This window comes from Streptomyces sp. NPDC058145, from assembly GCF_042884245.1.
Lineage (GTDB): Bacteria > Actinomycetota > Actinomycetes > Streptomycetales > Streptomycetaceae > Streptomyces.
The window spans coordinates 226,367-250,974 of the sequence record NZ_JBHVUH010000004.1; the positions used below are offsets into that span (position 1 = coordinate 226,367).

General features: G+C 70.5%; 21 protein-coding genes and 2 tRNA genes. 7 read left to right on the forward strand and 16 right to left on the reverse strand.

Annotated features, from left to right (window positions below; all coding sequences use genetic code 11):
- Nucleotides 1-91 precede the first annotated feature (91 nt).
- The 5 genes from ACFVVO_RS10995 to ACFVVO_RS11015 form a co-directional block, all read right to left on the reverse strand.
- Nucleotides 92-844, reverse strand: a complete 753-nt coding sequence (locus tag ACFVVO_RS10995) for a class E sortase (RefSeq protein WP_390053725.1) — start codon at nucleotides 842-844, stop codon at nucleotides 92-94.
- Between the two features lie 13 nt (nucleotides 845-857).
- Nucleotides 858-1,907, reverse strand: a complete 1,050-nt coding sequence (locus ACFVVO_RS11000; protein ID WP_390053727.1) for a class E sortase — start codon at nucleotides 1,905-1,907, stop codon at nucleotides 858-860.
- Nucleotides 1,904-2,542, reverse strand: coding sequence for an aminodeoxychorismate/anthranilate synthase component II (locus ACFVVO_RS11005; protein WP_358929603.1), 639 nt, complete (start codon nucleotides 2,540-2,542; stop codon nucleotides 1,904-1,906). The genes ACFVVO_RS11000 and ACFVVO_RS11005 overlap by 4 nt, the downstream gene beginning before the upstream one ends.
- A complete protein-coding gene (locus tag ACFVVO_RS11010) occupies nucleotides 2,539-2,700 on the reverse strand; it encodes a hypothetical protein (protein ID WP_390053729.1) in 162 nt (53 codons plus the stop codon). Before ACFVVO_RS11010 ends, ACFVVO_RS11005 begins: the two co-directional genes overlap by 4 nt.
- A 221-nt stretch (nucleotides 2,701-2,921) precedes the next feature.
- Nucleotides 2,922-3,710 (reverse strand): DUF881 domain-containing protein, encoded by a 789-nt coding sequence (locus tag ACFVVO_RS11015; protein WP_390053731.1) that lies wholly within the window; start codon nucleotides 3,708-3,710, stop codon nucleotides 2,922-2,924.
- A 140-nt stretch (nucleotides 3,711-3,850) separates the two neighbouring features.
- Here ACFVVO_RS11015 and crgA point away from each other — a divergent pair, with 140 nt between their 5' ends.
- Nucleotides 3,851-4,105 carry a cell division protein CrgA gene (gene crgA / locus ACFVVO_RS11020; protein ID WP_143630171.1) on the forward strand — a complete coding sequence of 85 codons (255 nt, stop codon included), beginning with the start codon at nucleotides 3,851-3,853 and terminating at the stop codon, nucleotides 4,103-4,105.
- Between the two features lie 260 nt (nucleotides 4,106-4,365).
- On the opposite strand, the gene ACFVVO_RS11025 is transcribed toward crgA, so the two are convergent.
- Nucleotides 4,366-5,253, reverse strand: coding sequence for a rhomboid family intramembrane serine protease (locus ACFVVO_RS11025; RefSeq protein WP_390053732.1), 888 nt, complete (start codon nucleotides 5,251-5,253; stop codon nucleotides 4,366-4,368).
- Nucleotides 5,254-5,370: 117 nt separating this feature from the next.
- Nucleotides 5,371-5,904: a peptidylprolyl isomerase gene (locus tag ACFVVO_RS11030; RefSeq protein WP_390053734.1), complete on the reverse strand. Its 534-nt coding sequence runs from the start codon at nucleotides 5,902-5,904 to the stop codon at nucleotides 5,371-5,373.
- Between the two features lie 241 nt (nucleotides 5,905-6,145).
- On the opposite strand from ACFVVO_RS11030, the gene ACFVVO_RS11035 reads away from it, so the two are divergent.
- Complete coding sequence (locus ACFVVO_RS11035) at nucleotides 6,146-6,844, forward strand: DUF5324 family protein (RefSeq protein WP_390053735.1); 699 nt, start codon at nucleotides 6,146-6,148, stop codon at nucleotides 6,842-6,844.
- A gap of 152 nt (nucleotides 6,845-6,996) precedes the next feature.
- Here ACFVVO_RS11035 and ACFVVO_RS11040 read toward each other — a convergent pair.
- Nucleotides 6,997-7,069: transfer RNA gene (locus ACFVVO_RS11040), tRNA-Ala, on the reverse strand.
- A 183-nt stretch (nucleotides 7,070-7,252) separates the two neighbouring features.
- Here ACFVVO_RS11040 and ACFVVO_RS11045 point away from each other — a divergent pair.
- Nucleotides 7,253-7,801 (forward strand): helix-turn-helix domain-containing protein, encoded by a 549-nt coding sequence (locus ACFVVO_RS11045; RefSeq protein WP_390053737.1) that lies wholly within the window; start codon nucleotides 7,253-7,255, stop codon nucleotides 7,799-7,801.
- Nucleotides 7,802-7,938: 137 nt separating this feature from the next.
- Nucleotides 7,939-9,507, forward strand: coding sequence for a protein kinase (locus ACFVVO_RS11050; protein WP_390053738.1), 1,569 nt, complete (start codon nucleotides 7,939-7,941; stop codon nucleotides 9,505-9,507).
- Here the strand turns inward: ACFVVO_RS11050 and ACFVVO_RS11055 are convergent.
- Together ACFVVO_RS11055 and ACFVVO_RS11060 are read right to left on the reverse strand one after the other, a co-directional pair.
- Nucleotides 9,471-10,841 carry a hypothetical protein gene (locus tag ACFVVO_RS11055; RefSeq protein WP_390053740.1) on the reverse strand — a complete coding sequence of 457 codons (1,371 nt, stop codon included), beginning with the start codon at nucleotides 10,839-10,841 and terminating at the stop codon, nucleotides 9,471-9,473. The two genes, ACFVVO_RS11050 and ACFVVO_RS11055, sit on opposite strands and share 37 nt — an antisense overlap.
- A gap of 306 nt (nucleotides 10,842-11,147) precedes the next feature.
- Nucleotides 11,148-11,276 carry a DLW-39 family protein gene (locus tag ACFVVO_RS11060; RefSeq protein ID WP_003999697.1) on the reverse strand — a complete coding sequence of 43 codons (129 nt, stop codon included), beginning with the start codon at nucleotides 11,274-11,276 and terminating at the stop codon, nucleotides 11,148-11,150.
- 348 nt (nucleotides 11,277-11,624) lie between these two features.
- On the opposite strand from ACFVVO_RS11060, the gene ACFVVO_RS11065 reads away from it, so the two are divergent.
- Both ACFVVO_RS11065 and ACFVVO_RS11070 read left to right on the forward strand, forming a co-directional pair.
- Nucleotides 11,625-11,969: a DUF6344 domain-containing protein gene (locus ACFVVO_RS11065; RefSeq protein WP_390053742.1), complete on the forward strand. Its 345-nt coding sequence runs from the start codon at nucleotides 11,625-11,627 to the stop codon at nucleotides 11,967-11,969.
- Between the two features lie 251 nt (nucleotides 11,970-12,220).
- Nucleotides 12,221-12,976, forward strand: coding sequence for a glycosyltransferase family 2 protein (locus ACFVVO_RS11070; RefSeq protein ID WP_390053744.1), 756 nt, complete (start codon nucleotides 12,221-12,223; stop codon nucleotides 12,974-12,976).
- Between the two features lie 16 nt (nucleotides 12,977-12,992).
- On the opposite strand, the gene ACFVVO_RS11075 is transcribed toward ACFVVO_RS11070, so the two are convergent.
- A complete protein-coding gene (locus ACFVVO_RS11075) occupies nucleotides 12,993-13,181 on the reverse strand; it encodes a ferredoxin (protein ID WP_390053745.1) in 189 nt (62 codons plus the stop codon).
- Nucleotides 13,182-13,676: 495 nt separating this feature from the next.
- Between ACFVVO_RS11075 and ACFVVO_RS11080 the strand changes: the two genes are divergently transcribed.
- Nucleotides 13,677-18,014 carry a hypothetical protein gene (locus tag ACFVVO_RS11080; RefSeq protein ID WP_390053747.1) on the forward strand — a complete coding sequence of 1,446 codons (4,338 nt, stop codon included), beginning with the start codon at nucleotides 13,677-13,679 and terminating at the stop codon, nucleotides 18,012-18,014.
- Nucleotides 18,015-18,177: 163 nt separating this feature from the next.
- Here ACFVVO_RS11080 and ACFVVO_RS11085 read toward each other — a convergent pair whose 3' ends face one another.
- From ACFVVO_RS11085 to gyrB, 5 genes are all read right to left on the reverse strand, one after another.
- A complete protein-coding gene (locus ACFVVO_RS11085; protein WP_390053749.1) occupies nucleotides 18,178-18,531 on the reverse strand; it encodes a VOC family protein in 354 nt (117 codons plus the stop codon).
- Nucleotides 18,532-18,651: 120 nt separating this feature from the next.
- Nucleotides 18,652-18,725 (reverse strand) — tRNA-Ile (locus ACFVVO_RS11090).
- A 110-nt stretch (nucleotides 18,726-18,835) separates the two neighbouring features.
- On the reverse strand, nucleotides 18,836-19,579 hold the full coding sequence (locus ACFVVO_RS11095) for a DUF3566 domain-containing protein (protein ID WP_390053751.1): 744 nt from the start codon (nucleotides 19,577-19,579) through the stop codon (nucleotides 18,836-18,838).
- An 18-nt stretch (nucleotides 19,580-19,597) separates the two neighbouring features.
- On the reverse strand, nucleotides 19,598-22,192 hold the full coding sequence (gene gyrA, locus ACFVVO_RS11100; RefSeq protein WP_390053752.1) for a DNA gyrase subunit A: 2,595 nt from the start codon (nucleotides 22,190-22,192) through the stop codon (nucleotides 19,598-19,600).
- A gap of 42 nt (nucleotides 22,193-22,234) precedes the next feature.
- On the reverse strand, nucleotides 22,235-24,316 hold the full coding sequence (gene gyrB, locus ACFVVO_RS11105; protein ID WP_390053754.1) for a DNA topoisomerase (ATP-hydrolyzing) subunit B: 2,082 nt from the start codon (nucleotides 24,314-24,316) through the stop codon (nucleotides 22,235-22,237).
- Between the last annotated feature and the right edge of the window lie 292 nt (nucleotides 24,317-24,608).

The window sequence follows — 24,608 nt, forward strand, 5'->3', positions numbered from 1 at the left end:
AAGAGGCCCGAAGCCGCAAAGAGTAGTTGCGGCTTCGGGCCTCCCTCATGCTAGGTGACCGACCTCCGCAAAGGAGGTCGGTCACCTCATCTCATCGCAGCTCCGCCGGCGGCGTCCGCTCGCTGTTCACCTTGTCCACCCGAACCAGTTCGCCCCACACCACATACCGGTAGCGGGAGGTGTAGACGGGGGTACAGGTGGTCAGGGTGATGTAGTGGCCCGGCTTCTTCCTGCCGGATTCCTCCGGGATCTGGGAGAGGACCTTGACGTTGTACTTCGAGGTCTCCGGGAGGATCGAGTAGACCTTGTAGACGTACCAGTCGTCCTTCGTCTCGAAGACGATCGGGTCGCCGTCCTCCAGCTTGTCGATGTTGTGGAACTTCGCGCCATGGCCGTCCCGGTGGGCGGCGAGGGTGAAGTTGCCCTTCTTCCCGGTGGTGGGCAGCGCGGCCTTGACGGGATCCGTGTAGTAGCCGGCCACACCGTCGTTGAGGATGTCCTCATCGGTGCCCTTCTCCACCAGCACCGCGCCGTTCCGCATCGCCGGGACGTGCAGGAAGCCGATGCCGTCCTTGGTGTCCAACGCGCCCGGCCCCGTGTCGGTGGACTGGGCCCAGTGGTCGCGGACCCGGTCGGCCTGCCGGTCCGCCTTGCGGTCCGCTATGACGTTCGTCCACCACAGGGAGTAGACGACGAACAGTCCCATCACCACGCCCGCAGTGATGAGCAGTTCACCGAAGAAGCTGACCGCCAGCGCGATCCGGCCGGGGCCGCGGCGGCCCGGGACGGGCGTCGCGCCGGACGCGTCCGTGTGGTCTTCGGTGTCGTCGGCGGTCGCTGCCACAGTCTTGTTGCCCCTACTCGATGAGCGCGTCCGGCTTGCCCTTGCTGCGCGGGCGTTCCTCGACCATCTTGCCCCAGACGATCAGCCGGTACTTGCTGGTGAACTCCGGCGTACAGGTGGTGAGGGTGATGTAGCGGCCCGGCCCGGTGAACCCCGAGCCCTTGGGCACCGGGTTCAGAACGCTGGTGTTGGACGGCGGAGTCACCGGCAGCGTCGAGGTCACCTTGTACACGAAGTACGTGTCCTGCGTCTCGACCACCACCGGGTCGCCCGGCGTCAGCCTGTTGATGTACCGGAACGGCTCACCGTGCGTGTTGCGGTGCGCCGCCAGGCCGAAGTTGCCCGTCTTCGCGTCCGGCATCGCCGTCTTCAGCGGGTCCTCGCCGTAGTGCCCGACCATTCCCTTGTCGAGCACCGTCTTGTTGCTGACGCCCTCGGCGATCGGCGCCACCACGTCCAGCTTGGGAATGTGGAGTATCGCGAAGCCCTGCCCGGGTTCGAACACCCCGGGGGCCCGCTTGCCGCTCGCCCAGTCGTCCTGCAGCTGGTGCGTCTCGCTGCCCGCCTGCGCGTGCGCCCGGACGTTCGTCCACCACAGCTGGTAGGTGACGAACAGCAGCAGCAGCACGCCGGTGGTGATGAACACCTCGCCGATCGCCCGGCTCGCGATGACACCCGGACCCGGCTTGCGCAGCCGCGCCTGCCGCCGGGCCTCGACACGGGACAGCGGCCGGCCGCTGTCCGGCTCCGCCGGGGCCGCGGCCTCGCGGGACGCTCCACCATGACGCCCACCGCGCCGCTTGGCGGCCTTCCTGCGGGCCGCACGGCCACCCGCCGGGGGTCCAGGGGCGGAAGAGGCTCCTGAGGCGCGCAGAGCCCCGTTCTCGGGGCCCTGCGCCGGATCGGGGAGCCGCAGCGCCATCGTCTCGTCGTCCAGGGCGGCCCGGTACGGCTCCCCCGGCGCCGACCCCGCGACGTGCCAGTCCCCAAGCGCACCGGAAGCCTCGTACGACTGATCCCCGTACGAGGCATCGGTCTCGCGCTCCGGGCGCAGCGCGGTCACGCCGTGGCCCTGCCCACCACCGGGGCGAGCCCCGCCGACCTCGCCACCGCGCCCTCGTCGCCGCACTCGACCAGCCAGTTGGCCAGCATCCGGTGCCCGTGCTCGGTCAGCACCGACTCGGGATGGAACTGCACGCCCTCGACCGGGAGTTCACGGTGCCGCAGGCCCATGATGATGCCGTCGTGGGTACGGGCCGTGACCTCCAGCTCGTCCGGAACGGTCGCGGGCTCCGCCGCCAGCGAGTGGTAGCGGGTCGCCGTGAACGGCGAGGGCAGCCCGGCGAAGACACCCCTGCCCCCGTGCTCCACCAGCGAGGTCTTGCCGTGCAGCAGCTCCGGCGCCCGGTCCACCACACCGCCGTACGCCACCTGCATCGACTGCATGCCCAGGCACACCCCGAAGACGGGGACGCCGGTCGCCGCGCAGTGCCGGACCATGTCCACGCACACGCCCGCCTGCTCCGGCGTGCCCGGTCCCGGCGAGAGCAGCACGCCGTCGAACCCGTCCTGGGCATGCGCGGTCGACACCTCGTCGTTGCGCAGCACCTCGCACTCGGCGCCCAGCTGGTACAGGTACTGGACCAGGTTGAAGACGAAGCTGTCGTAGTTGTCGACGACGAGAATCCGCGCGCTCACTGGTTGTCCACCGTCACATCGTTGAAGGGCAGCAGCGGTTCGGCCCAGGGGAAGACGTACTGGAAGAGGACGTAGACCACGGCCAGGACCAGGACGAGCGAGACCAGCGCCTTCGCCCACACGTTCCCCGGCAGATGCCGCCAGATCCAGCCGTACATGCCGTCCCTTCCGTCTCACCACGGCACCGGTAACCCACGCCGTACGGCACCAGACTAACGGCGTGGAGCCCTCGGTTGGCCTGACTCGGCGGGCTGTGTGGTCAGCGCGGGGGACCCGCCCGGACGTGTGTACCCGGACGTACGTGACAGGGGGCCGATCACCTCAACGCCCGCGGAACGCTTTCGCGACGGCCGCGCACCGCCGGCCCCCGAGTGGGTGGCTACTGCACCGGCTTCGCGTAGTGCAGATCCACGGTGCCCGAGTAGCCCGGCAACGTCACCGTCCCGTCCTCGGTGACCTTCCAGCCGAGACCGTAGACGTTGACGTACACCATGTACGTCTGGATCGCCTTGCTCGCGGCGAGCGACTGCTGCAGCCGCTCCGGGTCACCCACCGCGGTGATCTTGTACGGCGGTGAGTAGACGCGGCCCTGGAGGATCAGGGTGTTGCCGACGCAGCGCACCGCACTGGTGGAGATCAGCCGCTGGTCCATGACCTTGATGCCCTTGGCCCCGCCCTGCCACAGCGCGTTCACCACGGCCTGCAGGTCCTGCTGGTGGATGACCAGGTAGTCGGGCTGCGGCTCGGGGTAGCCGGGGAGTTTGGCGGTGGCGTTCGGCGGGGCGTCGTTGAGGGTGACGGTGATCGCGCTGCCCTTGACCTGCTGGGTGCCCGCGCTCTTCTCCAGGCCGCTCAGCTTCTCGTCCTGGGCCCTGGTGCTGCCGTCGTCACCCTCGGCGAGCGACTCCACGTTGCCCCGCAGGGCCGCGTTGGACTCGTCCAGCAGCTTGTTCTTGTGGCTGCGCTCCTGGATCAGGTCGGACAGCTTGAGCAGGGAGGCGTCCTGCCGGATGTCGGTGCCCTTGGCCGTGTTGAAGCTGGTGAAGAAGATCAGACCGGCCAGCGCGAACACGGCCACCGTGAGAATCCGCGCCGGGCGCAGACGCACCGAACGAAGGGGGCCGGAACCCGTTGCTCCCGTCCCGGGGGAGTCGGCAGAATTGCTCAACGTACCCTTATCTCCTTCGGCGCCGCGGAAGCACTACGCTAACGGACGCCCGGGGGAGCGCTAAGTGTCCCCTTGTACGCTGCCCCGGACCGACCCAGCTAACTGCGCGGCCACGCAGCGCATCGACAGGAGAGACCCTCGTGCCGAAGTCACGTATCCGCAAGAAGGCCGACTACACGCCCCCGCCCGCGAAGCAGGGGCAGGCCATCAAGCTCACCAACCGCGCCTGGGTCGCGCCGGTCATGCTGGCCATGTTCCTCATCGGCCTGGCCTGGATCGTCGTCTTCTACGTCACGGACGGCTCGCTGCCGATCGACAGCCTGGACAACTGGAACATCGTGGTCGGATTCGGCTTCATCGCCGCCGGCTTCGGTGTCTCCACGCAGTGGAAGTAGCCTGCTCCAGGCCGGCTCTGCCCAGGGCTGTTCACTGAGTTATCCACAGAATCACAGCGTCGTCCACACCCTCCTGGGGAAAAGACTACGATCTGTGGATAACCCACCAGCCGTTGACGCCGGTGTGACTGCCCTACCGGCCCTGGACAACCGTTCGCCCCCTGCCCCACCTGCGGAAACGCATCCGAGTGGCAGGGGGCACAACTGTGGCCGCACAATATGCACAAGATTCAGCACACACTGTGGACAACGGTTCGACATCAGGTGAGCTGAGCGGTTCTGACCAGCACCAGAACCACCACTACGGCCAGAACGAGCGCACACGTGCCGTACTGGATCAGCGACCGTCGCTCGCGCGGGGCGTGCACCATGGCGTACCCGGTGACGACGCCGGCGACCAGGCCGCCGATGTGGGCCTGCCAGGCGATACCGCCCCAGCCGAAGGTGATGATCAGGTTGATCACCAGCAGGGCGATGACCGGGCGCATGTCGTAGTTGAGCCGGCGCATCAGCACCGCCGTGGCCCCGAAGAGCCCGAAGATCGCGCCCGAGGCGCCGAGCGAGGGCTGGTTGGGAGGGGCGATGAGATAGCTGAGCGCACTGCCGGCCAGCCCCGAGACGAAGTACAGGGCCAGGTACCGGGCGCGGCCGAGGGCGGCCTCCAGGGGGCCGCCGATCCACCACAGGCTGAGCATGTTGAACAGGATGTGCACATAGCCGCCGTGCAGGAACATCGAGGTCAGCAGGCGGTAGTACTGCCCTTCGGCCACTCCCTCGAGGGCGCCGAACGGGACGAAGTGGGCTCGTGCGACCAGGTCGAACCGGTCGGTGAAGCTGTCGCCCATGGCCATCTGGACCAGGTAGATGGCCAGGTTGATCCCGATGAGGATCTTGGTGACCAGCCGGGGATCCGCCGTCACCGTGCCCCCCGCGACCGTCCGCGGACGGGAGGAGGCCGGAGAGTGGCCGGTGCCGGAGCCGGCACGGACGCATTCGGGGCACTGGAAGCCGACCGAGGCGCTGACCATGCACTCGGGGCAGATGGGGCGCTCGCAGCGGGTGCAGTGCACGCCGGTCTCGCGGTCCGGGTGCCGGTAGCACACGGGCACGCTACGGGCGTCGTGCGTGCGGTCTGCGGCGTGGTCCATGAGCACCCCTTGCTGGTCGTGGGCCTTCCCCGGCACTACCCCGCCCCGCTCTTCCTTACGGACGAGCGGGGCGTTTGGTTCCCTGCGACGGCTCGGGGGGCGCGAGCGCGCCCGCGCTCAGCTTGCGCGCTTCTCGACGACGACCGACTCGATGACGACGTCGTTGACCGGCCGGTCGTTCGGCTTGGTGGTGGGCGCGGCGGCGATGGCGTCCACCACCTTCTGGCCGGCCGGGTCGCTGACCTCGCCGAAGATGGTGTGCTTGCGGTTCAGCCAGGTCGTCGGGGAGACGGTGATGAAGAACTGCGAGCCGTTGGTGCCCGGGCCTGCGTTGGCCATGGCGAGCAGGTACGGCTTGTTGAAGGACAGGTCCGGGTGGAACTCGTCCTCGAACTCGTAGCCGGGGCCGCCGATGCCGCTGCCCAGCGGGTCGCCCCCCTGGATCATGAAGCCGCTGATCACCCGGTGGAAGATCGTGCCGTCGTAGAGCCGGTCCGTGCTCACAGTGCCGGTGCCCGGGTGCGTCCACTCACGCTCGCCCTGTGCGAGTTCGACGAAGTTCCTGACGGTCTTCGGCGTGTGGTTCGGGAACAGCCGTACCTCGATGTCGCCGTGGTTGGTCTTCAGGGTGGCGTAGAGCTGCTCGGCCACGGTGTGCCTTCCGTTGTCCTCGTGTAACCCCCCGATCCTCGCACGGTCGGGGGCGGGCGGCGCCCGGCCGTGGTGAGTTCCGCGGAGAGGGAGCGCGCGGCGGAGATTCGTGGCAGTGTCGTCGACAAGCCCCTGTTGCACCCATATGCCCGCCCTCACGTGCCGCACTGGCTCGCAACAGGCATGATCCGTAAAAGGGTGGAAAGTCGAATTACCGTACGCCACCGAGGAGGAGGTACCCGTGACCCGCATTGACAGCGTGCGCGCCGCGACCGGCTCGGCGAAGGACAGCGTGCTGCACGCCGCGGAAGTGGTGGCGCCCTACGCCGACACGGCCAAGGAGCGTGCCGCGTATTACGCGCAAGAGGCACGCGTACGGCTGGCGCCCGTGGTGTCGCAGGCCGCCGAACAGGCCCGCGAACAGTACGACGCCCGGCTCGCCCCACGTCTGGAGCAGGCCCGTGCGCATGTCCCGCCGAAGGTGGACATGGCCGCACACGAGGCCGCCGTCCGCACCCGTAAGGCCGCCCGGCAGGCGGCCGAGTACTCACGTCCGAAGATCGAGCAGGCGGTGGCCGCGGCCACGCCGGTGGCTGACGAAGCCGCCACGCGGGGCGCCGCCGCTCTGGCCGCGCTGCGCGGCCAGGTCACGGCTGAGGAGATCCGGAAGCTCGCCCGCAGGAACGAGCGGCGCTGCAGGGCCGGTCGTGCCATGAAGGTGCTGGCGCTGGTCGGCCTGGCGGCGGGGGGTGCCTTCGCGGCCTGGAAGTGGTGGGACAAGCAGGCCAACCCCGACTGGTTGGTGGAGCCGCCCGCCGCGACCGAGGTGCCGGAGTCGGGTCTGAGCTCGGTGGACGGCAGTGGCTCCGCGGTACTGGACCCCGAGGTCCAGGCGAAGCAGGCCGAGGACGAGGCCACCGACCGCGACGACAAGGACTGAGGCGGCGGCATCTGACCCTCCCGAAAGCACTGTGGGGCGGACGACTCGACGGTCGTCCGCCCCACAGCCTGTTTCACGTGAAACGGGCCATAAGGAACCAACGAAGAAGCCCTCCGAAGCTGCGTTCTCGCAGCTCGGAGGGCTTTTCCAGGTGGAGCCTAGGGGAGTCGAACCCCTGACATCCGCCATGCAAAGACGGCGCTCTACCAACTGAGCTAAGGCCCCGGAAAGGAAGCGACCGGCCGGAGGAACCACGTCCCGGGCGGGCGCCGGGGACCAGACTACCGGGTCACCCCCCGTATCCCGCAAAAAGATTGGGGGTCCCGGCGAATGACCACTCTCCGTAAGATGCTCGACGTGGTTCGCTACAGCGAACCGCGGTTTCAGGGGAAGCGATGGGGAGACGCAATGGACGCCGCACAGCAGGAAGCCACCGCGAGAGCGCGGGAGCTGCAGCGGAACTGGTACGGAGAGCCGTTGGGGGCGCTCTTCCGTAAGCTCATCGACGATCTCGGGCTCAACCAGGCCCGGCTCGCGGCGGTGCTGGGGCTGTCGGCTCCGATGCTGTCGCAGCTGATGAGCGGCCAGCGCGCGAAGATCGGCAATCCCGCCGTGGTCCAGCGGGTGCAGCTGCTGCAGGAGCTGGCGGCCCAGGCCGCGGACGGCAGCGTCAGCGCGGCCGAGGCGACCGAGCGGATGGACGAGATCAAGAAGTCCCAGGGGGGCTCGGTGCTGAGCAACACCACGCATACGACGAACAGTTCCGGTGCGCCGACGGTCAAGCGCGTGGTGCGCGAGATCCAGTCGCTGCTGCGCTCGGTGGCCGCCGCCGGCGACATAATCGAGGCCGCCGACAGCCTCGCCCGGACCCACCCCGAGCTGGCAGAGTTCCTCCGGGTCTACGGGGCCGGCCGCACCTCCGACGCGGTCGCGCACTACCAGTCCCACCAGAACTGATCCCACGGCCCGGTCCTCGGAGGGGGTCCGGGGCCGGGCCAGGGGTGTGTTTCAGGGGGCGGGAATGACTGTTTCCCGGTGGGGGCCGGGGTTGTGTCTTTCATCAAGGGGGCTGGGGGGAGGAGCGGCGGACTGTCATGGGTGAGGTCTTCGCCGGCCGGTACGAGCTGGCCGACCCGATCGGGCGTGGCGGTGTGGGTGCCGTCTGGCGTGCCTGGGACCACCGGCGCCGGCGCTATGTGGCCGCCAAGGTGCTCCAGCAGAGCGACGCCCACTCACTGCTGCGCTTCGTACGCGAGCAGGCCCTGCGCATCGACCACCCGCATGTCCTCGCTCCGGCCAGCTGGGCGGCCGACGACGACAAGGTTTTGTTCACGATGGACCTGGTCGGGGGCGGCTCGCTGGTCCACCTCGTCGGTGACTACGGCCCGCTCCCGCCGGGCTTCGTGTGCACCCTGCTGGACCAGCTTCTGTCAGGGCTCGCCGCGGTCCACGCGGAAGGCGTCGTGCACCGCGACATCAAGCCCGCCAACGTACTGCTCGAGGCCACCGGAACCGGCCGGCCGCGACTGCGGCTGTCCGACTTCGGCATCGCCATGCGGTTCGGCGAGCCCCGCCTGACGGAGACCAACCTCGTGGTGGGCACGCCCGGTTATCTGGCACCCGAGCAACTGCTGGGTTCCGAGCCGGACTTTCCGGCCGACCTGTTCGCGGTGGGTCTGGTCGCCCTCTATCTGCTCGAGGGCGCCAAGCCTGACGCCAAGGCGCTGGTGCAGTACTTCGCGGAGCGTGGAACGCCCGGTCCGCCCAGGGGAGTTCCGGAGCCGCTCTGGCAGGTCGTCGCCACTTTGCTCCAGCCCGATCCGGCGGCGCGATTCCGCACCGCCACGGGAGCGCGCAAGGCGCTCGCCTCCGCCGTCGAACTCCTGCCGGAGCCGGGCCCGGACGACGAGTTGATCGAGGTGTTCGACCAACTCGGGCCTTTGCCAGCCGGGTTCGGACCGGACGGTCCGCTGAAACCCGCTTCCGGGATACGGGTACGGGAGGCGCCCCCGGCCACGGACACCCACAGCGGTGCCGGTGGTGACGGCACGGGGAGTGCCGGGGCGGGGCACTCCGTCACCGGGTCGATGTCGGACACCGGGAGCTTCCATCTTCCGCCTCCGCAGCCGACGCCGAGCCCACAGCCGTACGCCCGGCGTGCGGAGCAGGCGGCTCCCCCGGTACCGCGGAACGACGGGCACCCGGCCGGGCATGCGCCGACTCCCGTCACGGAGCCCGCCGCCCGCGCCCCGCACACGCCCGCGTACCATCCGGAGCCCTCCCCCGGGTTCCACGCCGGCCGGCACCCCGCGCCGGAGGCCCCGGCAGCCTCGGTGGCCCCGGAGGCTCCGACAGCCCCGGCGGTCCCCGCGGCCTCCGCGCCCCCGATCCCGTGGGCGCAGCCGCGCACCGATGCCCCTACCGCCTCGTACACCGCCCAGGACCCGCGTGTCCCTCCACTCGCCCGGCCGACCGGTCCCACGGCCGTGCCCGTCGCCGGGTCCACGGGCAGGCGCACGGCCAGGCGCACGGCCGGGCGCACGGCCGGGCGCGGCCGCCGGGCGATCCGGCGCCCCGGGCCCCCGGCGAAGGCGGCGATCCCGATCCTGCTCCTGGCGCTGGCCTGCTACGCCGTGGGCTTCTGGGCGCTGACCCGCGTGTGAGCCCGCCGGGCCGCGACGGTCCATCCGCCCAGCACCAGCAGCAGCGCGGTTCCGGTGCCGATGCCGCCGACAGCGAGGGCCCTCATCGCGATGCCGCCGCCCCCGGTGTCCCCGGTGACCGCGGCCTGCCGGTCCTGTTCCGTGACCGTGAAGACGTCCCCCGGTTCCGGCCGCCCGGCGTAGCGCGGCCCGTCGTGCGCCTGTCCGCCGACCCGCACGCGCAGCGTCACGTGGAACGGACCCGTCCCGAAGGTGTCGGCCATTTTCTCGCTGAGGTGCAGCACGAGGTAGTAGTCGCCGGCGAAGCGCACCGCGTTCTCCCCGGTGAGGACGGCGTACCTGTTGGCGTACTCCACGGGCGGCAGCGGTTCGAGGGCCGCGGACCTGCGGGTGCCGGTGTAACCGAGTGAGGCGCCGTCGACGTATCCGCGCACGGGGCTGTACAGCGAGAGGTTCAGGGCGCCGCCGACATAGCCGTGGCCGCTCGTGGAGGCGTCCAGTTCGGCGACGGCGTGCATCTGGCGGCCCCAGTCGACCGGGACCTTGTAGAAGAGGGTGTCGCCGGGTGTGATGCCGGTCCGCCAGACCCCTTGGCCCAGCGGGCGGGCGGACGTGAACCCGGCGCCGCCGGTGCGGTCACGGGGGTCGCCGGCGAGCGGCTCGGGGGAGGCGGAGTCCTGGTCCGGGGGCGCGGTGGTGGGACCGGCAGCGGCCAGGCCGGGTTCGGTGACGGGCGCGATCTCCAGGTCCCAGCGCGGCGCCGACGACGCCGTACCGCTCGCGGAGCCACCGGCGCTCAGGCGCTCGACGCGCAGGTAGTAGGTTCCGGCTCCCTGACACAGTGAGCGCCCGGTCTGCCGTTGTCCCAGGGCGGTCACCGGGCGGGCGCTGAGGCCCGCGCCGAAGAGGGCGGAGGCGGTGGAACAGCGGGTGCCGCGCGTGTCCTCCAGGGACACGCGGATGCCGTCGGTGGCGTTGCCGGTGGTGCCCGCCGGGGGTACGGCGGTGACCGGGGCGTACGCCGACTCGGCGGCGGTGAGGTCGAGGCGGTAGGTGAGCGAGCCGCCCCCCGGAAGGGAGTCGCGGTAGGTACGGCCCGGCTCCAGTCGCGGCGCGCCGGCGGTGCCGGTGGCGCCGGTGACGGACCGGCCGGCCGGGTCGAAGGCGTACGAGTCCTGGGCCCCGGCCGCCGCCGCGTACCCGCCCGGCGGCGCGGCCACGGCGCACAGCGCGGCCGTCACGATGCCCGCCCGGGCCGCGGCACCCAGAGGCCGGGCACCGCCCCGCCGCCACCACGTCCTGCGCCCTCGCCCCCGCACGTGCCGCTCCCTCATGTTCCGCGCCGCGCATCCGGCCGTGGCTCATCCTGCCCCGGGCACCCCTGCGCCATCCGGGGAATCCGTGCGGCCGTCCGAATCACCGATGCCGGCGAATCTCACGGCCTCCGGACCGCCCGGCGACCCCTACACCACCACTCACGAACCGGCAACACGAACCGTAGGACCACCGGACAATCGGACAAGAGGACCGGATGGTCGAGGAAGAGGGGCCCTGAGGCCGCGGAGGCCTGCGTCCGCCCGGACAACACAAAACCCCGACCGCGAGGGCGGCCGGGGTCTGATCAGATTCTGGATCGGTACTCACGAACCCGTGGGCACGGAGTCAGTCGCCTCCGTCCACAGGTCCTGCTCGGCGCGATCCGCCTGGATCTGGCGGTACACGAGGAGCCCGCCGATGGCGGCCAGTGCGACCAGGAGCAGCTTCTTCACCGCGCGACCTCGTCTTTCCTTGACGTAGGGGACCTCTGGCGCCCGACTATACACACCGGCCGATACCGATCGGTGACCTGCGTCGGGCTCCAACTCCCGCTCCCGACCGCGCGATAGGCCAGGTCGGCACCGCCGCCGCCGGAGGGTGATCACACCCCCACGGGCCGTCACTTTGCTCGCGTTTCGCTCGACCTCGCCCGCTTTCGGGAGATTTCCGAGTCTCTTACGTCCATCCGAGTGGTGTTGATCAGAACATCGACGCGCCACGGTTCGAGGTCCACCACTTCGCGACGCTCATACACATCATGAGGAAAGTACGCAAATCGCCCAACCTGAAAGTGAGGGGCCATGACCAAGAACAACAAGGTCGTGCAGCTGTGGACCGCCATCGTCACCGCCTTCCTCGCGCTGTGCACGGCGCTCGGACTCGTCACCGCGACCACCGCCACCGCCGCGGCGGCCGCACCCCGGACCGAGACGCCGCAGGACCGCATCGCGCAACGGATCGTCCCGACGAGCCCCATGGCAAGTCTCTGGACCCGGTCCCATGCCCGGGCCCTGCCCCCCACGATGAAGCAGCGCATCCGGGCCGAGGCCCACGGAAAGTCCCCGAGCTGCCGGCACAGCCCCCTCACCGAGACGGAAGCGGAAACGGACCCGGACCTTCAGTCATCGGACCCGCTGAACTGCTGAACCTCCCGAAATACTGAGAACGCAGACGTTTCGACACCAGGGCGACTTGCGTACGCATCAGTCGACACGGACAGACCCCCGGCCGGGCTCGGCCGGGGGTCTCGCGCTGTCCAGGAGCGTCTGTACCAGGTCGTCAGGTCCGCTTCAACGCCGTAGCCTGGGCGGATGCCCAGGGTCTCGGACCTCGTGCCGCCCGGCGACCGCACGGAACCGCCCCTCGCCACGTGCCCGGAAAGGTGGTGAATGCCGCCGTGCCCCGGCGCGTCACCGTTGTCACCGCTGTCCACGCCCCGTCCGCCCGCTTCCTGCCGGACGCCTACAAGTCACTGCGCGAGCAGTGGCTCCCGGACGGCTGGGAGTGGCAGTGGCTGATCCAGGAGGACGGCCGGACCGACGAGGTGCGCCCGTACGTGCCGGCCGACGAGCGGGTGAGTTTCCGGCAGGGGCGGCCGGGCGGTCCGGGCGTCGCCCGCACGATCGCGCTGGCGCGCGCGGACGGTACGTATGTGAAGGTCCTGGACGCCGACGACCGGCTCACGCCCCGCGCGCTCGCCCGTGACCTGGCCGTCCTGGAGGCCGACCGCACGATCGGCTGGACCACCTCGCGGGCGCTCGACCTGCTCCCCGACGGCTCCACGGCCGGTTTCCCCGGCGATCCGGACGACGGCCCCGTCGAGCGCGGTGCCGTGCTGCGCTTCTGGAAGGACCACGGGTTCCGGGCCCAGGTCCATCCGGCGTCGCTCTGCGTCCGCCGGGACCTGCTGACGGCCCTGGGCGGCTGGATGGCGCTGCCCGCCTCCGAGGACACCGGTCTGCTGCTGGCGCTGAACGCGGTCAGCCGCGGCTGGTTCACCGGGGAGGCCGGGCTGCTGTACCGGAAGTGGGAGGGACAGGTGACCGGTCAGGCCGCGCACACCGACCCGGCCGAGCGGGACGCCCGCATGGCGGTGGTGGAGGCCCGGGCGCGTGCGCTGGCGGGCCTCGGCTGGGCCTTTCCGGCCGGGTGATCCGCGGTCGCCCGCGTCAATCGGTGAGCACGACGGCCTGGGAGGGGCACCTCTCGGCCGCTTCGCGCACCCGCGGGTCGTCCCCGACGTCCTCCTGGCCGGGCCGGACCACGCCGTACCCGTCCTCGAACGCGAACACGGACGGGGCACGGTGCGCGCACTCGGCGGAGCCGTAGCACACGGCGCGGTCCACGGAGACCTTCATGCGTCCTCCAGCCGTACGGGATCCCGGCGCCCTCGCGGGCCGGCCGGCGGTCGGTGACTGACTATCAGGACGTGACTGCCCGGTTCGGCCTCCCGGTGAACCGCCGTTTTGTACCCGGCCCGTCCGGCACCGGTCCCTCCCCTCGTGGGGACCGGTACCGGACGGATCGGGTGGCGTCGCCCGCACCGTGTCGGCGTATCGGCGCGGGGGCTGGGTGCCCGGGACCGCGATGTCCCTCGGGCCGTCGAGGTCCACCACGCCCGGCGGGCACATTGGCCGAGAATGTTCGGCACCTCGGGCCGTCCGCCCGGGTACCGGGCAGGTGGCCTGTCCGGACCGAGTGTGACGATTCCGCTACCGCGTCGTGATCCTGCCATTTACGGCCCCGTCCGAGGAGGTCCCGGTATCCGGTCCAGGGCGTAGCCGCAGGTCAGCCGTATAGGGTGAGTTTTCCGGTCCGGACGTCCTGATGCGGGGGGAGTAAGGGGTGGGACCTTGAGTTCCGACTCAGGGACACGCACGGCCTTCGCCGAGCGCCTCGCACTGCTGTACAAGGAGGCCGGCAATCCACCCCTGAAGAGCGTGTCCGAGGCGGTCGTACGGCTGCAGCGGATGGACGAGCGCGGACGGCCGGTACGGGTGTCCGCCCAGCGGATCAGCGACTGGCGGCGGGCCAAGAACGTACCGGCCCAGTTCGCCGCCCTCGCGGCCGTCCTGCAGATCCTGATCCCGGAGGCGCGCCGCGCGCGGCCGGTCCCGGTCTCCAGCGGCCTGTACGACCTGCCCCAGTGGCAGCGCCTGTGGGAGCGCGCACTGGCCGACCCGGCCGGCGACCGCCCCGCGGTCCCCGCGCAGGAGAACCGGCGGCCACCGGCCCAGGCGCCGCCCGTCGCCGGCGGCGTGTGCCCGTACCGGGGCCTGGCTCCCTACCGCCAGGAGGACGCCCGGTGGTTCTTCGGCCGGGAGCGGAGCACCGAGTCCCTCGTGGCCCAGCTGCGCGCCGCGGAGCGGACCGGCGGACTGATCGTGATCGTCGGCGCCTCGGGGGCCGGGAAGTCGTCCCTGCTGAACGCCGGCCTGGTGCCCGCGGTGCGGGACGGCGCGCTCGGGGACGGCGGCGGCCGGCCGACCGCCGTGCTCCAACTGGTGCCGGGCGCCGATCCGCTGGGCGAGCTGACCCGCCGGGTCCCGGAACTGGCCGCCCTCGCCGCCGACGCGCGCATGGCCGAGGCGGAGGCGGCTCACCAGCCGGCCGCCCCGGGCTCCGACACCCCGGGCTTCGCCCGCGCGGTGCGCGAGGCGGTCACGGCATGGGCACTCCGAGAGACGTCCGCCCCTGACGAGGAGCCGCCCGGGGGTACGTCTCCGGGCCCGCGGCCGACCGGGAGCGGCTCGCCGGACACACGGGCGCCCGAGACCGACGCGACCGGCACGCGGGCGGACGGCAGCAACTCCCAGGTCACGCTCCTCGACAAAAACGGTGTACGCCCGGCCGAGTCCGACGCCGAGGTCACGCTCCCGATTCCGCACCAGTCCGGCGCCCCGCTCCTCCCCCCGGACGACGCCACCGGCTCACCACCGCCGCACCCGGCCGACCCCGCCACGCACGCACCCACCACCCCGCCGGCCGCCCCCTCCGCGCGGCCGCGAGCGGTGATCATCGTCGACCAGTTCGAGGAGACCTTCACCCTCTGCCCCGACGACGCCGCCCGCCGTGCCTTCGTCCAGCTGCTGCACGCGGCCTGCACCCCACCCCCGGACTCACCCGGGCCCGCCCCCGTCCTGGTGGTCCTCGGCATCCGCGCCGACTTCTACGAGCAGTGCCTCGGCCACCCGGAGCTGGCCGACGCGCTGCAGCACCGGCACATGGTGCTCGGGCCGCTCACCACGGCGGAACTGCGCGAGGCGGTGACCGGCCCCGCCAAGGCCGTGGGCCTGGAGCTGGAACCGGGGCTCGCGGAGCTGATCGTGCGGGAGGTGAGCGCGGACGGCCCTCGCGGGGCGCACGACGCCGGAGTGCTCCCGCTCCTCTCGCACGCCCTGCTCGCCACCTGGCAGCGCCGCAAGGCGGGCCGGCTGACGCTGGCCGGCTACCGCGCGGCGGGCGGCATACAGGGCGCGGTGGCGGCGACCGCCGAGCGCGCCTGGACGAGCCTCGACCCGGCCGCCCGTACCGCGGCCCGGCTGCTGCTGCTGCGCCTGGTCCGGCTGGGCGAGGACACCCAGGCCACCCGCAGGCGCGGCACCCGGCGCCAGCTGGCGCAGGAGTCGGTGGACCCCGGCAAGACGGAGGAGTCGCTCGAGGCACTGGTGCGCGCCCGGCTGGTGACGCTCGACGCGGAGACCGTGGAGATCACCCACGAGGCGCTGCTGCACGCCTGGCCACGGCTGCGCCACTGGATCGACGAGGACCGGGGCGATCATCTGCTGCGTCAGCGGCTGGAAGAGGACGGCCGTGCCTGGGAGGCCTCGGACCGGGACAGCGCGCTGCTCTACCGGGGTTCCCGCCTGGAGCAGGCCCGGAGTTGGGCGAAGTCGGCCGGGGACACCTATCTGACCCGCGGTGCGGTGCAGTTCCTGGCCGCCTCGGTCCGGCTGCGCAGGCGTACCGTCCTGATCAGCCGCGCCGCGGTGGCGGCGCTGGTCGTGCTCGCCGTGCTGGCGGCCGGTTCGGCGGTGGTCGCCTGGCAGCAACGGGACGACGCCGTGTTCGAGCAGGTGATCGCGGAGGCGGACCGGGTCCAGCACACCGATCCGTCGCTGGCCGCCCAGCTGGACCTGGTGGCCCACGACCTGCGGCCGGACGACGAGGGGACGTACAGCAGACTGATCTCGATCGTCAACGCACCCCTGGCCACCTCACTGCTCGGCCACCACGGCGCCGTCTACCTCACCTCGTTCAGCCCCGACGGCAAGCTCCTCGCCACGGCCGGCTACGACCGGACGGTACGCCTGTGGAACGTGGCCGACCGGGGCCGGCCCGAGCCGCTGGGCAAGCCCCTCACCGGCCACACCAGCTGGGTGAGCAGCGCGGTCTTCAGCCCGGACGGCCACACCCTCGCCAGCGCCGGGGACGACGGCACGATCCGGCTGTGGGACGTCACCGACCCCGCCCACCCGGTCCCGCTCGGCAAACCCCTCACCGGCCACGAGGGCACGATCTACCTGGTCGCCTTCAGTCCCGACGGGCGTACCCTGGCCTCCGCCGGCGAGGACCGCACGGTACGTCTGTGGAACGTCTCCGAACCGCGCCGGCCCGAACCGCTCGGCGCGCTGGACGGTCACACGGCCGCGGTGCGCTGCGTGGCGTTCAGCCCCGACGGACGCACCCTCGCGGCCGGCGGCGACGACGGCACGATCCGGCTGTGGAACACGGCCGACCCGCGCCACCCGCGACCGCTGCCCAAGGTGCTCACCGGCCACACGGACCTGGTGCACTCGGTGGCGTTCAGCCCCGACGGACGCACCCTGGCCAGCGGCAGCGCGGACGACACCATCCGGCTGTGGAACGTCGCCGACCCCGCGCGCGCGGGGTCGGTCGGCTCACCGCTCACCGGTCACACGGGCCCCATCTGGTCCGTGGCCTTCAGCCCCGACGGCAACCGGCTCGCCGCGGCCAGCGCGGACAGCACGGCGAGCCTGTGGAACGTCGGCGATCCGGCATCGGCATCACAGGTCGGCGAGCCGCTGGCGGGCGGCAGCGGCGAGATGTACGCCCTGGGGTTCAGCCCGGACGGCCGTACCCTCGCCACCGGCAACGGTGACGGCAAGGTCCGCCTGTGGTCGGTGCCGACATCGGACATGACCGGCCGCGGCGGGGCGTTCCGCCCGGACGGCAAGGTGCTCGCCACAGCCGCGCGCGACGGCGCGATCCGGCTGTGGGACGTGACCGCTCCCGGCCGGCCCGCGGCCCTGGGCAAGCCCTTCATGCGCTCCAACGGCGACCAGCGGTCCCTGGTGTTCTCGCCGGACGGCCGCACCCTCGCGGTGCTGACCGGGAACCGGACGGTGCGCCTGTGGAACGTCACCGAACCGGCCCGCCCGGTCGCCGCCGGGCCGCCGCTGGCCCTGCGGACCCGGTTCATGGGCCCGGACGCGCTGGCGTACAGCCCCGACGGGCACACCCTGGCCACCGCCTACGACGACCGCACCATCCGGCTGTGGAACGTCACCGACCCCGCCCGCGCCGTGCCGCTGGGCAAGCCGCTCACCGGGCACCGGGGCTTCGTCAACACGCTTGCCTTCAGCCCCGACGGACGCACCCTCGCGAGCGGCAGCGCGGACAGCACGGTCCGGCTCTGGAACGTCACCGACCCGGCCCGTACCGTGCCGCTCGGCAAGCCGCTCACCAGGCACTCGGGCCCCGTCAACACGGTCGCCTACAGCCCCGGCGGCCATACCCTGGCCAGCGGCAGCGACGACGACACCGTGCGGCTCTGGGACGTCACCGACCCCGCCCGCGTCGTGCCGCTGGGCAAGCCGCTCACCGGGCACACCGAGGCGGTCACGTCGCTGACGTTCGGCGAGTCCGGCCACATCCTGGCGAGCGGCGGCAACGACAACACCGTGCGGCTCTGGAACGTCACCCGGCCGTCCTCGGCCAGCCCCATCGGCCAGTCGATGAGCCCCTACGCCAAGACCGGCAACTTCCTGGCGTTCAGCCCCAACAGCCATGTGCTCGGCGTGTCCAGCGGCGCGGACACGGTCCGCCTGTGGCGCCTGGACGCCGACGCGGCCATCCGGCACATCTGCGCGGTCACCCGGGGCGTGCTGACCCCGCAGAAGTGGCACGAGTACCTGCCCCGCCTGTCCTACGACCCTCCGTGCCGCTGACCGATCAAGATCGGCCAACTCCCCGTCCCAACAAGCCGGTTGCCTCCCACAACCACTCCAACCTTGTTACCCTTGGCCATGGCCCGATCGCTGGTGCATCCCCCGTCGCCAGCGGTCGGGCCTTCTGCGTGCTCGAACCGGTAAACACGGCTCTCAGGGGTTCTCACTGAGGACGTCGGCCAAGGACACAGAACTCGTTGCCTTCGGGGTCCGCCATGACGACCCACGACTGGTCCCCCTGGCCGATGTCGACGCGCTTCGCGCCGAGAGCCTCGAGTCGAGCCACCTCGGCGTCCTGGTCATCGGGCACGAAGTCGAGATGCATCCGGCTCTTGGCCTTCTTGGGCTCGTCGAGCCGGACGAACTCCAGCCCCGGCGAGCGATCCGGCTCCGGGCGGATCGCGAACTCCACATCAGAGGTGTGGACGACAACCCAGCCAAGAGCCTCGGCCCACCACTGCCCCAGGGCCGCCGGATCTTCCGAATGAACAATCACATGTCGCCATTCCAAGGTCATCAGCAGAGCCTAGGCCCACCATGGCTTCGAGAACAGGCGCCTGAAACGCTCGGCCCGAAGCCGATGCCGGCCCGGGACGCCGAAGACCCCCAGCCGTATCGACTGGGGGTCTTCGTTCTGTGGGGCTAACAGGATTTGAACCTGTGGCCTCATCCTTATCAGGGATGCGCTCTAACCAACTGAGCTATAGCCCCGCCGCGCTCTGCGGTGTGTGTCCCGCGCGCTGACTCCTGAAGATTAGCGCACGAGGGCGGCAGTCCCAAAATCGGTTGTCAGGGGGTTGTCGGGCGAGCCCGGCAGTGGGTCACTCGTCCTCGGCCAGCGTCAGTTCGACGCCGCCCACGAAGCCCGCGGACAGGTTGTAGATGAAAGCGCCCAGGGTGGCGAGGGCCGTGGCGAGGACGACGTCGATGACCGCGATGATCGACGCGAAGGTCAGTACGTGCGGCAGGGAGAGGAAGGCCTGCAGGTCGAAGCCGTTCGCCTCGTTGGAGCCCGTCGCCTCCGAGATCGTGCCGCCGACCGTCGAGAACACGCCCATCGCGTCCATGACCATCCACAGCACCGCCGAGGCGACGACCGTGCAGATGCCCAGCGCGATGGAGAGCAGGAAGCTGACCTTCATCACCGACCACGGATCGGCCTTGGCCACGCGCAGCCGCGCCTTGCGGGTGCGTGGCGCGGTCCGCGCGCCGGTGCGCGGGCGGCGTACGGCACCCGTGGGCGTCTGCGCCGGGTAGGCCTGCGGCGGGTGGTAGGGCCCGGAGTGCTGCTCGGAGCGCCGCTCACCGGGGAGCGGGGAGGCCGCCTGCCCCTCGGCCGGGCCCGCGCCGGGCTGGGTCTGCGGGCCTCGGGTGTCCGTCACGGTTCCCCCCTGGGATGCCGGCGTATCGGTGGAGGGCGAGTCCTTCGCCGAGGGCTTGACCGCCCTCAGCTGGGTCGTGTGCGGGTCCGCCGCACCCGCCCCGTGCGCGGCGGAGCCACGGCCGCCGCCCGTTTCCGTACCCGTGGGGGTACCGGCCGATCCGGCGCCTGTGGCTCCGCTCACGATGACTCACTCCTCGTGCTACTCGGCCGAGGGCGCCTCACCCTCGTCCGTGCCGGTGGTCGCGGCAGCCTCGGCGGTCTCGTCGACGACGTCCTCGCCGCCGACCTCCTCCGCCTCGCGCCCCGCCTCGGCGTTACGTGCGATACCGACCACGGCATCGCGCTTGCCCAGGTTGATCAGTTGGACGCCCATGGTGTCACGGCCCGTCTCCCTGACCTCGCTGACTCGCGTACGAATCACACCGCCGGACAGGGTGATGGCGAGGATCTCGTCGCTCTCCTCGACAATCAGCGCGCCGACGAGCGAGCCGCGGTCCTCCACGATCTTGGCGGCCTTGATACCCAGGCCGCCGCGACCCTGGACGCGGTACTCGTCGACGGCGGTCCGCTTCGCGTACCCGCCGTCCGTAGCAGTGAACACGAACGTACCGGGTCGAACGACATTCATCGAGAGAAGCTCGTCTGCCTCGCGGAAACTCATGCCCTTGACGCCCGAGGTGGCACGGCCCATCGGTCGCAAAGTGTCGTCCGAGGCGGTGAACCTGATCGATTGCGCCTTCTTGCTGACCAGAAGGAGATCGTCGTCGGCCGAGACGAGTTCGGCGCCGATCAGTTCGTCGTCGGTTCCGTCCTCCCGCTCACGCAGATTGATCGCGATCACACCGCCGGCGCGGGGCGAATCGTAATCCTTCAGAGGCGTCTTCTTGACCAGACCGGACTTCGTGGCCAGGACCAGGTACGGCGCCGCCTCGTAGTCGCGGATCGCGAGGATCTCGGCGATCGCCTCGTCCGGCTGGAAGGCGAGCAGGTTCGCCACGTGCTGCCCGCGCGCGTCCCGGCCGACCTCCGGCAGCTCGTACGCCTTCGCCCGGTACACCCGGCCCTTGTTCGTGAAGAACAGCAGCCAGTGGTGCGTGGTGGAGACGAAGAAGTGGTCGACGATGTCGTCTTCCTTCAGCTTCGTACCGCGCACGCCCTTGCCGCCGCGCTTCTGCGCCCGGTAGTCGTCCGTCTTCGTCCGCTTGACGTAGCCACCGCGCGTGACGGTGACGACGATGTCCTCCTCGGCGATCAGGTCCTCGATGGACATGTCGCCCTCGTACGGGATCAGCTTGGTCTGCCGGTCGTCGCCGTACTTGTCGACGATCGCGGCCAGCTCATCGCTGACGATCCCGCGCTGGCGGACCGGCGAGGCGAGGATCTCGTTGTACTGGTTGATCTTCACCTGGAGCTCGTCGTGCTCCTGGACGATCTTCTGGCGCTCCAGGGCGGCCAGCCGCCGCAGCTGCATCTCGAGGATGGCGTTGGCCTGGATCTCGTCGATCTCCAGGAGGTCCATCAGGCCGCCGCGCGCGATCTCGACGGTGTCGCTGCGCCGGATCAGCGCGATGACCTCGTCGATGGCGTCCAGGGCCTTCAGCAGACCGCGCAGGATGTGCGCCCGCTCCTCGGCCTTGCGCAGCCGGAACCGGGTCCGGCGGACGATGACCTCGATCTGGTGCGTCACCCAGTGGCGGATGAACGCGTCCAGGGAAAGGGTGCGCGGCACTCCGTCGACGAGCGCCAGCATGTTGGCGCCGAAGTTCGTCTGCAGGTCGGTGTGCTTGTACAGGTTGTTCAGGACGACCTTGGCGACCGCGTCCCGCTTGAGGACGATCACCAGGCGCTGACCGGTACGGGACGACGTCTCGTCGCGGACGTCGGCGATGCCGCCGACCTTGCCGTCCTTCACCAGGTCGGCGATCTTCTGCGCCAGGTTGTCGGGGTTCACCTGGTACGGCAGCTCGGTGACGACCAGACACTGGCGGCCCTGGATCTCCTCGACCTCGACCACCGCGCGCATCGTGATGGAACCACGGCCCGTGCGGTAGGCCTCCTCGATGCCCTTGCGGCCCACGACGAGCGCGCCGGTCGGGAAGTCCGGGCCCTTGATGCGCTCCATGAGCGCGTCCAGCAGCTCCTCGTGCGAGGCCTCGGGGTTCTCCAGGTACCACTGGGCGCCGGCCGCGACCTCGCGCAGGTTGTGCGGCGGGATGTTGGTCGCCATACCGACCGCGATACCGGCCGAGCCGTTGATCAGCAGGTTCGGGAAACGGGCCGGCAGGACGGTCGGCTCCTGCGAGCGGCCGTCGTAGTTGTCCGTGAAGTCGACGGTCTCCTCGTCGATGTCACGGACCATCTCCATCGAGAGCGGCGCCATCTTGCACTCGGTGTAGCGCATAGCCGCCGCCGGGTCGTTGCCCGGGGAGCCGAAGTTGCCGTTGGAGTCCACCAGCGGCATCCGCATCGACCACGGCTGGGCGAGGCGCACCAGGGCGTCGTAGATCGAGGAGTCGCCGTGCGGGTGGTAGTTGCCCATGACGTCACCGACGACGCGGGCGCACTTGTAGAAGCCGCGCTCGGGGCGGTAGCCGCCGTCGTACATCGCGTACAGCACACGGCGGTGGACGGGCTTGAGACCGTCACGGACGTCGGGCAGCGCACGGGACACGATGACGGACATCGCGTAGTCCAGGTACGAGCGCTGCATCTCCGTCTCGAGCCCGACGGGCTCGACACGCATCACGAGTTCGCCGCCCTCTTCAGGGGTGACAGGGGTGTTCTCGTCGGCCATTGCTGGTGAAGATCCTTCCTGGTGCGGTCAACTGAGACCGACTCAGATGTCGAGGAAGCGGACGTCCTTGGCGTTGCGCTGGATGAACGCGCGTCGAGCCTCGACGTCCTCGCCCATCAGGACCGAGAACAGGTCGTCGGCCTGGGCGGCGTCGTCGAGCGTGACCTGGCCGAGGACCCGGTGCTCCTGGTCCATGGTGGTCACCCGCAGCTCCTCGGCGTTCATCTCGCCGAGACCCTTGAAGCGCTGGATCGAGTCCTCGCGGACGCGCTTGCCGCGCTGCCGCCCCATCTCGATCAGCGCGTCACGCTCGCGGTCCGAGTACGCGTACTCCGTGTCGTCCCGACCCCACTTGATCTTGTACAGCGGCGGGCGGGAGAGGTACACGTGCCCGGCCTCGACCAGCGGCCGCATGAAGCGGAACAGGAAGGTCAGCAGCAGGGTGCTGATGTGCTGACCGTCGACGTCGGCGTCCGCCATCAGGATGATCTTGTGATACCGGAGCTTCTCGATGTCGAAGTCCTCGTGCACGCCCGTGCCGAACGCGGAGATCAGCGCCTGGATCTCCTGGTTCTGCAGGATCTTGTCGATCCTGGCCTTCTCGACGTTGAGGATCTTGCCGCGGATCGGGAGGATTGCCTGGTACTGCGGGTTCCGGCCGGACTTGGCCGAGCCGCCGGCGGAGTCACCCTCGACGATGAAGATCTCGCACTTGGTGGGGTCGTTCGACTGACAGTCGGAGAGCTTGCCCGGCAGGGACGCCGACTCCAGCAGGCCCTTGCGCCGGGTCAGGTCACGGGCCTTGCGGGCCGCCACGCGCGCGGTGGCCGCCTGGATGCCCTTGCGGATGATGTCCGCGGCCTCTACCGGGTTGCGGTCCAGCCAGTCGTTGAGGTGCTCGTAGACCGCCCGCTGCACGAAGGTCTTGGCCTCCGTGTTGCCCAGCTTGGTCTTCGTCTGGCCCTCGAACTGCGGCTCACTCAGCTTGACCGAGATGATCGCGGTCAGACCCTCGCGGATGTCGTCACCGGTGAGGTTGTCGTCCCTCTCGCGCAGCAGCTTCTTGTCACGCGCGTACTTGTTGATCAGGCTCGTCAGGGCCGCCCGGAAGCCCTCCTCGTGCGTACCACCCTCATGCGTGTGGATGATGTTCGCGAAGGAGTACACGCCCTCGCTGTAGCCGCTGTTCCACTGCATCGCGACCTCGAGGGACAGGCTCTTGTCCCTGTCCTCGGCCTCCAGGTCGATGACGGTGGGGTGCACCGCGTCGCCCTTGCGGGAGTTGAGATACTTCACGAAGTCGACGATGCCGCCCTCGTAGTGGTACGTGACCGACTTGACCTCGGCCTTCTCGTCCGCACCCGCCTCGTCCGCGCCGCTGGTGGCCTTCGCCGACTCACGCTCGTCGGTGAGCTTGAGCGTCAGCCCCTTGTTGAGGAACGCCATCTCCTGGAAACGCCGCGACAGCGTCTCGAAGGAGTACTCGGTGGTCTCGAAGATCTCCGCGTCGGCCCAGAACGTGACCGACGTACCGGTCCGCTCGATGGCCTCGTGCTTGGCCAGCGGGGCGGTCGGAACGCCCATCTTGTAATCCTGCGTCCAGCGGTGGCCGTCGGTCCTGACCTCGACGGAGACCTTGGACGACAGGGCGTTCACGACCGAGACACCGACACCGTGCAGACCGCCGGAGACCGCGTAGCCGCCGCCGCCGAACTTGCCGCCCGCGTGCAGCACGGTCAGCACGACCTCGAGAGCCGGCTTGCCCTCGGAGGGCACGATGCCCACCGGAATGCCACGTCCGTTGTCGATGACCCGCACGCCACCGTCGGCGAGGATCGTCACGTCGATGGTGTCCGCGTAGCCGGCCAGCGCCTCGTCGACCGAGTTGTCGACGACCTCGTACACCAGGTGGTGCAGGCCGCGCTCACCGGTCGAGCCGATGTACATGCCGGGTCGCTTGCGGACCGCGTCCAGCCCTTCGAGCACGGTGATGGCGCTGGCGTCATAGGAGGCGGAGACCGTGCCGGATGCCGCGGCCTCGCCGGTCACGCCGGCGTCGGTGGACGGGATGTTCTCGTTGGGGTTGCCGGAATCGGCCACGAAGCGCCCTTTCTGGCACAGCACGAGCCAGGCTCCTGGTGGTGCCCCTCCTGGAGAGGGTTACCGGAGCGGCTGCGGCATGTTGCGTCGGTAAGCCTTGATCAGCGTTGCTCAGCTTTTCCCGGACGTCCCCACGACTGGGGCGGGATTGTCTCCCAGTCTACCGGTAGCGCCGACAGTGATGGGGGTTTGCCGGTACCTGAGTCCCCATGTGCCGCCCTGAACCGGTCTCGGCCGGGTACCGATATACGGAAGGGGGCTTCAAGGGGCTCACAGCGGCACTCAGCGCTTCGAGCCGTCAACCCTTGGCTACTGG

Excerpts from the sequence above, each read along its gene's own strand:
- ACFVVO_RS11055 (WP_390053740.1), bottom strand. The coding sequence starts at position 10,841 with ATGAGGGAGCGGCACGTGCGGGGGCGAGGGCGCAGGACGTGGTGGCGG.
- ACFVVO_RS11010 (WP_390053729.1), bottom strand. The coding sequence starts at position 2,700 with ATGTACGGCTGGATCTGGCGGCATCTGCCGGGGAACGTGTGGGCGAAG.
- gyrA (WP_390053752.1), bottom strand. The coding sequence starts at position 22,192 with ATGGCCGACGAGAACACCCCTGTCACCCCTGAAGAGGGCGGCGAACTC.
- ACFVVO_RS11025 (WP_390053732.1), bottom strand. The coding sequence starts at position 5,253 with ATGGACCACGCCGCAGACCGCACGCACGACGCCCGTAGCGTGCCCGTG.
- ACFVVO_RS11065 (WP_390053742.1), top strand. The coding sequence starts at position 11,625 with ATGACCAAGAACAACAAGGTCGTGCAGCTGTGGACCGCCATCGTCACC.
- ACFVVO_RS11050 (WP_390053738.1), top strand. The coding sequence starts at position 7,939 with ATGGGTGAGGTCTTCGCCGGCCGGTACGAGCTGGCCGACCCGATCGGG.
- ACFVVO_RS11045 (WP_390053737.1), top strand. The coding sequence starts at position 7,253 with ATGGACGCCGCACAGCAGGAAGCCACCGCGAGAGCGCGGGAGCTGCAG.
- ACFVVO_RS11075 (WP_390053745.1), bottom strand. The coding sequence starts at position 13,181 with ATGAAGGTCTCCGTGGACCGCGCCGTGTGCTACGGCTCCGCCGAGTGC.
- ACFVVO_RS11085 (WP_390053749.1), bottom strand. The coding sequence starts at position 18,531 with ATGACCTTGGAATGGCGACATGTGATTGTTCATTCGGAAGATCCGGCG.